This is a genomic window from Streptomyces smaragdinus (assembly GCF_009604385.1).
Classification (GTDB): Bacteria; Actinomycetota; Actinomycetes; order Streptomycetales; family Streptomycetaceae; genus Streptomyces; species Streptomyces smaragdinus.
This window is the reverse complement of record NZ_WEGJ01000005.1, coordinates 234,344-245,777: the sequence shown is the minus strand read 5'-3', so window position 1 is coordinate 245,777 and position 11,434 is coordinate 234,344. Positions and strand designations below refer to the sequence as shown.

The window sequence follows — 11,434 nt, the reverse complement described above, 5'->3', positions numbered from 1 at the left end:
TCGAGTCTCCATCGGCCCACGGCGTCACGCCGCCTTCGTCGAGAGCACCCCCTGGACGGGACGATACACCAGTTTCGTCACTCAGGGACATACTTCTTCTACGCAGCGTAACTGCGGAGCTTCCGGGTGTGTTCCGGGGGTTAACTCTCCGCAACCACGAAACGCAGCGGTTCACCTGCCGCGAACCGCTGGAGCTGGTCGGCCAGCAAGCGCTTGGCACGGGGCAGGAAGGCGGAGGTGGGGCCGCCGACATGGGGGCTGACGAGAACGCCGGGAGCATCCCACAGGGGGTGGCCCGGCGGCAGCGGTTCGGGGTCGGTGACGTCCAGGGCGGCGCGCAGGCGGCCGGATTCCACTTCCGCCAGCAGGGCCTTGGTGTCCACGACGGGGCCGCGGGCGACGTTGACGAGCAGGGCGCCGTCCTTCATCCGGGCCAGGAACTCCGCCCCGGCCAGGCCCTTCGTCTCCGGGGTGAGCGGGGTGACCAGGACGACGACGTCCGCCTCGGGGAGGAGGTCGCCGATCCGGTCGATCGAATGCACGGGGCCGCGCGGTGTTGCACGGGAGGAGCGCGCGAAGCGCAGTACCCGCGCGCACTCGAAGCCCGCGAGCCGGTCCTCGACGGCGCTGCCGATGGCCCCGTACCCCACGATCGCCACGGTCTTGTCGGCGAGCGCGGGGTGGAAGCCGCCCTGCCACTCGTGTCTGTCCTGGCGCCGGACGAACTCGGGGATGCCGCGCAGCGAGGCGAGGATCAGGGTGAGGGCGAGTTCGGCGGTGCTGGCCTCGTGGACGCCGCGGGCGTTGCAGAGCCGTACGCCCGGCGGCAGGGACGGGAGGGCCGGCAGGAACTGGTCGACGCCGGCGGTCAGGGTCTGGAGCACCTTGAGGTTCGTCATCAGCGCCAGCGGCTGGGTCTTGACGGCGGCCTTCTTCATGTACGGCGCCACATAGAACACGCAGTCGGCCGGATCGGCCGGGAACTCCGGCTCCGCGTCCCAGTGGACGTACTCCAGTTCCGCCGGCAGACCGTCGATGGACTCGGGCCGGATGGGCAGCCATACCTGTGCTGTGCTCATGGCCAGAGGCTACGTCAGCCGTTCGCAGGCGAACGGTTAGGGTCTTCTCGCGCAGGCGTGCGGAAGGAGGGGGTCCGGGGCGTGGAGGTCAGGACGATCGGGGCGGGGGCGCTCTCGGCGGGGGCGGTGGGTCTCGGCTGTATGCCGATGAGCTGGGCGTACACCGCGTCGCGACGCAGCGGCGAGGAGTCGCTGCGGGCCCTGAACGCCGCGCTGGACCTGGGGGTCACGCTGCTCGACACCGCCGACATGTACGGGCCGTTCACCAACGAGCTGCTGCTGGGGCGGGTGTTGAAGGAGCGCCGGGCGGAGGCGTTCGTGTCGACCAAGGCGGGGCTGCTCGTGGGTGAGCAGCATCTGGTGGCCGACGGGCGGCCGTCGCGGGTCCGGCGCGCCTGTGACGCCTCCCTGCGCCGGCTGCAGACGGATGTGATCGACCTGTTCCAGCTGCACCGGGAGGATCCGGAGGTGCCGGTCGAGGAGACCTGGGGCGCCATGGCGGAGCTGGTGACGGCGGGGAAGGTGCGGGCGCTGGGGTTCTGCGCGGTGGGTGCGCGGGCACAGCGGCGCGCGGGCGCGGGGCTGCACGACACGACGATCGGCCGGCTGCGGCGCGTCCAGCAGGTGTTCCCGGTGGCCGCGGTGGAGGCGGAGCTGTCGGTGTGGTCGCCGGAGGCGCTGGCGGAGCTGGTGCCGTGGTGCGCGGCGCGGGGAGTGTCGTTCCTGGCGGCGATGCCGCTGGGGAACGGGTTCCTCACCGGCACGCTGCGGCCCGGTGAGGGCTTCGAGCCGGACGACGTACGGGCGCGGCATCCGCGGTTCACGGCGGAGATGATGGCGGCGAACCAGCCGATCGTCGCGGGGCTCCGGCGGGTCGCCGGGCGGCACGGGGCGACGCCGGGACAGGTGGCGCTGGCGTGGGTGCTGGCGCAGGGGGCGCATGTGGTGGCGCTGCCGGGCGCGAAGCACGAGCGGTGGGTGCGGGAGAACGCGGCCGCGGCGGACCTGCGGCTGACGCCGGCCGATCTGGGGGAGATCGCGGGGCTGCCGCCGGCGCTGGGGTCGTGGGACTGAGCCGCGGGTCGGTCCTTCCGTGGCACCGGGACGGCAGGAATGTCAGTGGTGCCCCCTAGCCTGCTGTGCAGTGCCCGCGGCGAAGGTCCGCCGGGCGCGACCCGGGGAGGGTTCTGCCATGTCTGCCACGGTCTCGGACCGGACGTACCTGGAGCTGTCCGAAGAGGGCGGCGGCGCGCACAAGTTCTACGAGGTCGTGGTGGACGGCACCGAGGTGACCATCCGCTACGGGCGGATCGGCGCGGCCGGTTCGGTGCAGCGCTCGTCCTTCCCCACCTGGCAGAAGGCCCGTTCCGCCGCCGCCAAGAAGATCGGGGAGAAGGTCCGCAAGGGGTACGCGCCCGCGGTGCAGGGGCAGCGCGCGCCCCGCTCGGTCACCCGGCGGCAGACGACGTCCGCGCCCTCCACCGCGCGGGCGACGGCGCCGGTGCTGTGGCGCTTCGCCACCGGGGCGGCGGCGTTCGGCATCCACATCGACGAGGACCGCTGCTGGGTGGGGAACCAGGCGGGAGATGTGTTCACCCTCGGCCACGACGGCTCGGTGCATTCCCGGTTCCAGCTGCCCGAGGGGGTGAAGTGCCTGGTCGCCGACGAGTTCTGGATCTACGCGGGGTGCGACGACGGCCGGGTCTACGACCTGTCCTCCAAGGTCCCCTTCGCGGCGTACGACATCAACGCGGACGTCGACATCTTCTGGCTCGACATCCACGAGGGCATCCTGAACGTCGCCGACCGCGCAGGCCGGCTCACCGTGATCGACCACGAGGACGAGCACCAGTGGGCGCGCAACAGCTCCGGTGAACACGCCTGGCTGGTACGGGCCGACGACCGGGCGGTGTATCACGGGCACACCCAGGGCGTCACGGCCTACACCCCCGACGGCGGGCGGGAGCTGTGGCACACCCGGACCGACGGCGGGGTGCTCTTCGGCTGGCAGGAGGACACGGCGGTGTACGCCGGGACGTCGCACCGGCGGGTGCAGCGGCTGGCGAAGGCCGGTGGGGTGCTGGAGGCGGAGTACCGGTGCGACTCCGCCGTCTACTCGTGCGCCACGGCGCCGGGCGGGCGCTATGTGTTCGCCGGTGACGCGGCGTCGTCGGTGTACTGCTTCGACGAGGGCGGCACCCGGCTGTGGAAGCTCGGGACGGGCGACGGCTCGGCGCTGTCGATGCAGTATCACGACGAGAAGCTGTACGTCGTCACCACGGAGGGGTCGCTGATCTGCATCGACGCGAGCGAGGCCGCCGTCACCGCGGCCCAGGGGGGCAGCGTGCCGGTCCCGGTGGACGTCAAGCTCCAGGCGGCGCTGCCCACGTACACGCCGGCGACGACGGTGGCCACGGTCAGCGCGCCGACGGCCGGCGAGGTGGTGCTGGAGTGCGTGCAGGAGGGCGGACGGGTGCGTGTGCACATCGTGTCGGAGGGCTATCAGCGGGACTGGAACGTGCAGTTCCCGCGTTCCGTACGGGTGCCGGGCGCGCGCTATGTGGTGGACGGGGTGCACGCCGCGTCGGGCGGCTTCTACCGGATCCGCGGGGAGATACGCCGGCTGGGATGAGGGGCGGGTCACGGACAGGACGCGGTACCGGGCGCCGGGGGGCGGGGAACTTCTCGGTGTGATGTCCTGACCGGGACCGCCCGACGAGAGGAACCGACGTGCAACGCCGCACTGTGACCGCCGTACTCGCCGCCGTCGGACTGCTCCTCGCGGGCTGTACGTCGGACGGGGGTGACGGCGGGGATCCGGGACCGTCGCGGGAGTCGAAGGCCCGGGGCACGGGGTCCGCCGCGCCCGGTCCGAAGGCACCGCCCGCGAAGGGGACGGTGCGGGTCGCGGCGACCGTGGCCACCGGGCTCGACTCGCCTTGGGGGCTGGCGCCGCTGCCCGGCGGCGATCTGCTGGTGTCCTCCCGCGACACCGGGAAGATCCTGCGGGTCTCGGCGAAGGACGGGCGGAAGTCGGAGGTCGGCGAGGTGCCCGGGGTGGCGCCCGACAACGAGGGCGGGCTGCTGGGGCTGGCGCTGGGGCCCGACGACGGCATGCTGTACGCGTACTTCACCTCCGCGTCGGACAACCGGATCGTGAAGATGATGTACCGGCCGAAGGAGCCGGAGGGGCAGCAGCTAGGGGCGCCGGACGTGGTGCTGCGGGGCATCCCGCACGGCCCGAACCACAACGGCGGGCGGATCGCCTTCGGCCCGGACCGGATGCTGTACGCGGGGACGGGCGAGTCCGGGAACACCGAGCTGGCGCAGGACAGGTCGTCGCTGGGCGGCAAGATCCTGCGGATGACGCCGGACGGCGAGCCGGCGCGGGGCAATCCCGATCCGGGGTCGGTCGTGTACAGCTGGGGGCACCGCAATGTGCAGGGGCTGGCCTGGGACGCGGACAAGCGGCTGTGGGCGTCGGAGTTCGGCCAGAGCACCTGGGACGAGCTGAACCTGATCGAGCCGGGTCACAACTACGGCTGGCCCGAGGCCGAGGGCAAGGGCGGGGGCGGGGACTTCACGGACCCGGTCGCGCAGTGGTCCACGGACGAGGCGTCGCCCAGCGGGATCGCCGTCGCCAAGGGCTCGGTGTGGATGGCGGGGCTGCGCGGGGAGCGGCTGTGGCGGATCCCGCTGTCCGGGGCGCGGCCGTCGGCAGAGCCGCAGGCCTTCCTGGAGGGTGAGTACGGGCGGCTGCGTACCGTCGTGGCCACGGAGGACGGGGGGCTGTGGCTCGTCAGCAGCGAGACCGACGGCCGCGGCTCCCCCGGCAAGGGCGACGACCGGATCCTGCGGCTCGAGGTCAGCTGACGCGGGGCGGGTCGAACACCCCCAGCCGGTGTGCCAGGGCCGCCGCCTCGCCGCGGCCGGAGGCGCCCAGCTTGGCGAGGATGTTGGACACGTGGACGCTGGCCGTCTTGGGTGAGATGAACAGCTCCTCGGCGATCTGCCGGTTGCTCCGGCCGGCCGCGACGAGCCGCAGGACGTCGAGCTCGCGGGCGGTCAGCCCCAGCGCGTCCGCCGGGGCGGGCGGCGCCGCCGCGGTCTCCTGCAGCGGGATCCGGGCCCGGCCGGCGAGCTGCGCGACGCGGGTCCGCAGCGGCCCGGCGCCCAGGGACGCGGCTCCCGACTCGGCCGGCCGCAGCAGCTCGCCGGCCCGGCCGCGGGCGTCCGCGGCGCCCTCGGTGACCAGCGCCTCCGCCAGCCTGAGCCGGGCGGTGACCAGCAGCTCCGGATACCCCAGGGGCTGCACCGCGGCCACCGCCTCCTCCCAGCGGGCCACGGCGTCCTGCCCGGTGGCGGTGCGCAGCTCGGCCTCCGTCATCAGCGCCAGCCCCGCCCACAGCGGCACGAACTGCGGCAGCCGTCGCATGGCCTTGCGCAGCCGGTCCACGGCGGCCGGACGGCCCAGCTCCGCGACCGGGAGCCCCCGCGCCCGGGCCTCCGCCGCGGCCGCCGCGTACAGCAGCGGCCAGCCGTAGCGCTGCAGGCCGGGCGCGATGCCGTCGCCGACGGCCTCCTCGGCGAGGGTGCGGGCGTCGAGGATGCGGCCGTCGGCGGCGGCGATGCCGATGGCCGTACGGGCGCACGGCAGGGTGTGCTGGGGCTCGGGGTAGACGTCGCCGAAGCTCGCGGCGGCGGCCTCGAGCAGTCGGCGGGCCCCGGCGAAGTCGCCGCGCGCCAGCGCCAGATCGGCGAGGTGCCCCTCGATCTGGCCGCGGGTGCGGGCGCTGATCCCCCGCCGGTCGTGGGCGAGGCGCAGGGCGCGGTCGGCCTCGTCCCAGCGGCCCAGGGCCATCAGCGCCTCGCCCAGATTGCCGCCGATCCAGGCGGCGACCTCCGGCAGCCCGTGCCACTGGGCCAGCGCCACGCCCTCCTCGCCGGCCCGCACGGACTCGGTGAACCGGCCGATGCCGAGCAGCATGTCGGCCACGTTCCCGTGGGAGCGCACGACGGTGCTGAGCGTGCCGGGGGCGATCTCGGTGGCGGCGACCTCGCGGACCAGGTCGAGCCCCTCGTCCACGCCGCCGGCGTCCAGGGTGAGCCAGCCCAGGGTGACCGTCGCGGCCAGCTCGGTGTCGCGGGCCCCGGTCATCCGGGCCAGCTCCACCGCCTGCCGGGCGGACTCCAGGGCGCCGGGGCCCGGCTGGTGGAGGGCGCCCCAGTGCGCGGCGTCGGCGAGCACCTCGGCGTGGACGGGGGACGGCGGCAGGCCCTTGACCAGCTCCTGGGCCCGGGCGATCTCGGCCCAGCCGTCGGAGCGGGACAGCTCGCGCATCAGCTGGTAGCGCTCGCTCCAGAACCAGGCCGCGCGGATCGGGTCCGCGGCGGCCGGGCGGGCTCCGGCGGCCGGGGACGGGTCGCCCTCGAGCAGGCGCAGCGCCCGCTTGCCGAGGGCCAGGGCGCGCTCGCGTTCCCCGGCGTGGCGGGCGGCGACGGCCACGGCGGCGAGCAGATCGGCGAAGTCGCCGCGGTGCTCGGTCGATATCGGCCGGCACAGCCCCTCGTCCACGCCGCGCCGCAGGGCGGCCGTACGGATGTCCTCGGGGGTGTCGTCCCACAGCTCCAGCGCCCGCTCCAGCAGGGCGAGCTGCTCGGCGTAGGCGTGCCGGCCGCGGGAGGCCGCCGCGGCGGATATGACGGCGGGCAGGGCCTTGGCCGGGTCGTGCGCGTGGTACCAGTAGCCCGCGAGCCGTGCGGCGAACTCCTCGGCGCGGACGAGGGCGGGGTCGGCCTCCAGCGCCTCGGCGTAGCGCCGGCTGAGGCGGGTCCGCTCGCCGGGGAGCAGGTCGTCGGCGACGGCCTCGCGCATCAGGGCGTGGCGGAAGCAGAAGCACTCGTCGTCGCAGGGCTGCAGGACGCTGGCCCCGACGGCGGTGCGCAGGGTGTCGATCAGTTCGTCCTCACCGAGGCCGCTGACGGTGGCGAGCAGCCGGAACTCGACGGCGCCGCCGCCCTGGGCGGCGATCCGCACCACGCGCTGCACGGGCTCCGGCAGGCCCTCTATCCGGACGAGCAGCAGATCGCGCAGCGAGTCGCTGATGCCGCTGGGCAGGCCGTCGCCGAGGGAGCGGGCGAGCTCCTCGACGAAGAAGGCGTTGCCGCCGGAGCGTTCGAAGACGCGGTCGAGCAGCTGGTCGGCGGGCTGCTCGCCGGTGAAGGCGGCGATCTGGCTGCGGACCTCGGCGCGGTCGAAGCGGGGCAGCTCGAACCGGCGGACGCTGCGCAGCCGTTCGTACTCGGCGAGGGCGGGGCGCAGCGGATGGCGGCGGTGCAGGTCGTCGGAGCGGTAGGTGGCGACGACGAGGAGGCGGCTGTCGCGGGCGGAGCGCAGCAGATAGCTGAGCAGCTCGCGGGTGGAGCGGTCCGCCCAGTGCAGGTCCTCCAGCGCCAGCACGAGGGTGCGGCCCTGCGCCAGGCCCTCGAGCAGCCGGACGGTGAGCTCAAAGAGCCGGGCGCGGCCGTCGGTGTCGGACACGGCGGCGGTCGGCTCGCCGAGCTCGGGCAGCAGCCGGGCGAGCTCGCCCTCCTGTCCGGCCGCGGCCTCGGCGAGCTCGGGTCCGAGCCGGCGGCGCAGCCCGCGCAGGGCCGTGGCGACCGGATGGAACGGGAGGCCCTCGGCGCCCGTCTCGACGCAGCCGCCGAGAACGGTGACGGCGCCGTCCGCGGCGGCGGCCGTCAGGAACTCCGCCAGCAGCCGGGTTTTGCCGACGCCGGCCTCTCCGCCGACGAGGACGGCGCGGGGCTCGCCCCGGCCGGCCTCCGTCAAGGCCTCGCCGAGGATGCGCAGTTCGTCGGCGCGTCCGACGAACACGGGGCTGGTCCGGGAGGTTTCCATGCCCTTGAGCATGCCATCGAGGACCGACTCGGCGTCGAGGCCTGTGGACAACTCCGGGGCCGGGGAGGTCATGCCGCCCGCTCGTACGCGTCACGACGGGCCCGTACCGTCCCGGCACGATCGGCGGACCCGGCCGCGGCACGGGCGTCCCGGGCCAGCCGGCGCTGCTCGGCACGGCACAGGGCGGCGGTCACACGGGCGTTCATCAGGTCCTGGTGCAGCATGGCGGGCTCCTCGGCCGGGGCTGGTCCTTCGTCGTGCTTCCAGCGTCCCGTCCCAGGTGGGCGCCCCACATCGGGCACCTGCCGCATCTCGCCGGCGGCGAAACCCTCAGAAGGGGTAGGCCGATACCTCAGACGGGCCCACAGCCGCCTTAGTCCGCGACCACGTCAGGTGAACAGCCGCATCCGGTGCGCCAGCGCGGCCGCCTCTCCCCGCCCCGAGACCCCCAGCTTCGCCATCAGATTCGACACATGCACCGACGCCGTCTTCGGCGAGATGAACAACTCCTCCGCTATCTGCCGGTTCGTACGCCCCGCCGACACCAACCGCAGCACATCCCGCTCCCGCGCCGTCAGCCCGAACGCCTCCACCGGATCCCCCGACACAGAGTCCGCATCCGAGTCCGCGGTCAACGAGAGCCGCGCCCGCGCCGCCACCGCGTCCACCTCCGTGAGCAGCGGCTCCGCCCCGAGCCGTACCGCCAGTTCCCGCGCCGGACGCAGGAGTTCGGCCGCCCGCTCCCGGTTGCCGCCCGAGGCGAGCAGCGTCTCCGCCAGCCGCAGCGACAGCCGGGCCCGCTCGTACGGCCGCTCCACGGGCTCGAGCGCCGCCAGGGCCGCCGTCCACAGGCCGGCGTCGGCGCCGCCGCGCGCCCGGGCCAGCTGGGCCGCGAACGCGGCGGCGTCGGCCCGGGCCAGGGTGCTCGGCGCGGGCAGCTCGGCGGCCGCCGCCGCCAGATCGTCGAGGAACCGCGCGCGGCCCGCCGCGGCCGCCGGGTCACCCTGCGCCTCCGCCTCGCCCTCGGCGGCGGACGCCATCAGCGCCCACACGCTCGCCTCGTGCCCGAACTCCGGCCGCTGCGCGAGCGCGTCCCGTACCACCGTCCGCGCCTCGTCGAACCGCCGCCGCTGCCGCGCCACCCAGGCCTCGACCAGCGCGACGGGAAACTCGGCCTGCGGCTCCAGCTTCTCCGTACTGATGTACGTCCGGGAACGGGCGAAGAGCTCGGCGGTGCGCTCCAGGTCACCCCGGTACATCGCCAGATACGCCGCCACCAGGTCACCGCCCGCCCGGCTGCGGGCCTGGCCCTGGTAGGGCCGGGTCTGGACGAGGCGCCGCTCGGCCTCGTCCCACTCGCCGACGGACAGCAGCGCGTCGACCATGTTCTGCCCGATGCTCGCGAGCGCGTCGCGCAGCCCCGCCCGGGCGGCTGCCTCCAGACCGATCCGCCCCGCCTCGATCGCCTCCCGGAAGCGTCCGGCGAGGCACAGCACGGACGTCAGATTGGTGTGCACGCGGGCGATGGGCCCGGGCGCGCCCGTCCGGGCGGCCTCCTCGCGCAGCCCGTACAGCTCGCGGACGGCGCGGTCGTGGTCCCCGGTGTCGGAGTGCAGGACGGCGAGGGTGATCCTGGCCTGCAGCTCGACCTCGTGCGCCGCCACGTGCCGGGCGAGGTCCGCCGCCTGTTCGCCGAGCCGCAGTCCCTCCTCGTCGGGGGTGTTGAGCATCCGCCACAGCGCGGCGCGGGCCAGCACGTCGGCCTTGACGGCGGACGGCGGCCGGTCCTCGACCAGTTCGATGGCCCGGGCGAGCTCGCGCCAGCCGTCGCCGCGGCCGGCGGCGATGGTGTGCCAGGAGGCCTCCAGCCAAAACCAGGCCGCGCGCTCCGGGTCCCGGGTGTCGTCGAGGGTCCGCAGGGCCTGCTTCACCAGCGTCGCGGAGCTCTCCACGTCGTCGTCGAGGCGGGCGGCGACCGCGGCCTCGGCGAGCAGGTCGAGGTAGTCGTCGGCGGGCGTGTGACTCTCCGCGCGCGCCGGGTACGCCTCGGCCCAGCCGCCGGTCAGCCCGGGGAGGTCTTCCCGCGGCACCCGGTCCCACAGTTCGATCGCCCGCCGCAGCATGACGAGTTGTTCGGCGAACGCATGCCGGTGGCAGGCCTCCCCGGCCGCCTCCAGCGCGGCGGGCAGCGCCCGGGCGGCGTCCCCGGCGCGGTGCCAGTAGCTGGCCAGCCGGCCGGCCCGCTCCTCCGGCCGGGCGAGGGCGGGGTCGGCCTCCAGCGCCTCGGCGTAGCGCCGGTTGAGGCGGGGGCGTTCGCCGGGCAGCAGATCGTCGCCGACGGCCTCGCGCAGCAGGGCGTGCCGGAAGCGGTAGCCGTCGGCGGTGTCCTCGGCGGGGCGCAGCAGTCCGGCGTCGACGGCGGGGCGCAGGGCGGCGAGAAGCTCTTCCTCGCCGAGCCCCGACACGGCGAGGAGCAGCCCGAACTCGACGGTGGAGCCGGCCTCGGCGGCCAGCCGCAGCACCCGCTGGGACTCCTCGGGGAGGGTTTCGACGCGTACGAGCAGCAGGTCGCGCAGGGAGCTGCTGAGGTCGGCGCCGCCCTCGCCGGTGAGCGCGAGGAGTTCCTCGACGAAGAAGGGGTTGCCGTCGGAGCGCCGGAACACCTCGTCGACCAGCCGCGGCGCCGGCGGGCGGCCGGTGATGGCGGCGAGCTGGCCGGAGACCTCGTCGCGGGTGAGGCGGGCGAGGTCGATGCGCTCGACGGTGCGCAGCCGTTCCAGTTCGGCGAGGAAGGGGCGCAGGGGGTGGCGGCGGTGGACGTCGTCGGAGCGGTACGTGGCCAGCACCGCCAGGCGGGTGCTCCGCACCGAACGGACCAGGTAGCCCAGCAGCTCACGGGTCGAACGGTCGGACCAGTGCAGGTCCTCGACGGCCAGCACGACCGTACGGTCCCGGGCGAGGCGTTCCAGCAGCTGTCCGGTGAGTTCGAAGAGCCGTCCCTTGCTCTCGGCGTCGTAGCGGTCGCCGTCGGCAGCGGGCGGGGCGGGCGCCAGATCGGGCAGCAGGCGGGCCAGCTCCGCCTCGCGGCCGGCGGCGGCCTCGGCGACCTCTGCGGGCAGGGACCGGTGCAGGGTGCGCAGGGCGGTCGCGAAGGGGGCGAACGGCAGGCCTTCGGCGCCGAGTTCCAGACATCCGCCCACGGCGGTCACCGCGCCGTCGCGGCGGGCGGCGGCGAGGAACTCCTCCAGCAGCCGGGTCTTGCCGATGCCCGCCTCGCCGGCGATCAGCAGCCGCTGGGGCGTCCCCGCGGCGGCGTTCGCGAGGGCGGCGAGCAGCCGGTCGAGCTCGGTCCTGCGGCCGACGAGTACGGGGCTGACGCATGTCCGGTGCACGTGGTGAGCATGCCACAGGGGGTCAGGGAGGGGGGAGACACCCCGGCCCGGAAACCGGTCGT

General features: G+C 74.9%; 7 protein-coding genes. 3 read left to right on the top strand and 4 right to left on the bottom strand.

Annotated elements, in window-relative coordinates; all coding sequences use genetic code 11:
• Nucleotides 1-140 precede the first annotated feature (140 nt).
• Nucleotides 141-1,079 carry a 2-hydroxyacid dehydrogenase gene (locus tag SRB5_RS11490; protein ID WP_153451519.1) on the bottom strand — a complete coding sequence of 313 codons (939 nt, stop codon included), beginning with the start codon at nt 1,077-1,079 and terminating at the stop codon, nt 141-143.
• A gap of 81 nt (nt 1,080-1,160) precedes the next feature.
• On the opposite strand from SRB5_RS11490, the gene SRB5_RS11485 reads away from it, so the two are divergent.
• The 3 genes from SRB5_RS11485 to SRB5_RS11475 all read left to right on the top strand — a co-directional run bounded on the left by SRB5_RS11485 (nt 1,161) and on the right by SRB5_RS11475 (nt 4,952).
• Nucleotides 1,161-2,153, top strand: coding sequence for an aldo/keto reductase (locus SRB5_RS11485; RefSeq protein ID WP_323377733.1), 993 nt, complete (start codon nt 1,161-1,163; stop codon nt 2,151-2,153).
• 118 nt (nt 2,154-2,271) lie between these two features.
• Nucleotides 2,272-3,711, top strand: a complete 1,440-nt coding sequence (locus SRB5_RS11480; RefSeq protein WP_153451518.1) for a WGR domain-containing protein — start codon at nt 2,272-2,274, stop codon at nt 3,709-3,711.
• A 98-nt stretch (nt 3,712-3,809) separates the two neighbouring features.
• A complete protein-coding gene (locus SRB5_RS11475; protein WP_323377732.1) occupies nt 3,810-4,952 on the top strand; it encodes a PQQ-dependent sugar dehydrogenase in 1,143 nt (380 codons plus the stop codon).
• Here SRB5_RS11475 and SRB5_RS11470 read toward each other — a convergent pair.
• From SRB5_RS11470 to SRB5_RS11460, 3 genes are all read right to left on the bottom strand, one after another.
• Nucleotides 4,945-8,052, bottom strand: a complete 3,108-nt coding sequence (locus SRB5_RS11470; RefSeq protein ID WP_228389953.1) for a helix-turn-helix transcriptional regulator — start codon at nt 8,050-8,052, stop codon at nt 4,945-4,947. The two genes, SRB5_RS11475 and SRB5_RS11470, sit on opposite strands and share 8 nt — an antisense overlap.
• Nucleotides 8,049-8,204: a hypothetical protein gene (locus SRB5_RS11465; RefSeq protein WP_153451516.1), complete on the bottom strand. Its 156-nt coding sequence runs from the start codon at nt 8,202-8,204 to the stop codon at nt 8,049-8,051. The genes SRB5_RS11470 and SRB5_RS11465 overlap by 4 nt, the downstream gene beginning before the upstream one ends.
• Nucleotides 8,205-8,369: 165 nt before the next feature.
• The gene (locus SRB5_RS11460) at nt 8,370-11,372 is read right to left on the bottom strand and encodes a helix-turn-helix transcriptional regulator (protein ID WP_323377731.1); all 3,003 of its coding nucleotides are present in this window, start codon (nt 11,370-11,372) and stop codon (nt 8,370-8,372) included.
• Nucleotides 11,373-11,434 lie beyond the last annotated feature (62 nt).

What these genes read in the sequence shown, in the direction of transcription:
- SRB5_RS11490 (WP_153451519.1), bottom strand. Translation starts at nt 1,079, where the DNA reads ATGAGCACAGCACAGGTATGGCTGCCCATCCGGCCCGAGTCCATCGAC.
- SRB5_RS11480 (WP_153451518.1), top strand. Translation starts at nt 2,272, where the DNA reads ATGTCTGCCACGGTCTCGGACCGGACGTACCTGGAGCTGTCCGAAGAG.
- SRB5_RS11470 (WP_228389953.1), bottom strand. Translation starts at nt 8,052, where the DNA reads ATGACCTCCCCGGCCCCGGAGTTGTCCACAGGCCTCGACGCCGAGTCG.
- SRB5_RS11465 (WP_153451516.1), bottom strand. Translation starts at nt 8,204, where the DNA reads ATGCTGCACCAGGACCTGATGAACGCCCGTGTGACCGCCGCCCTGTGC.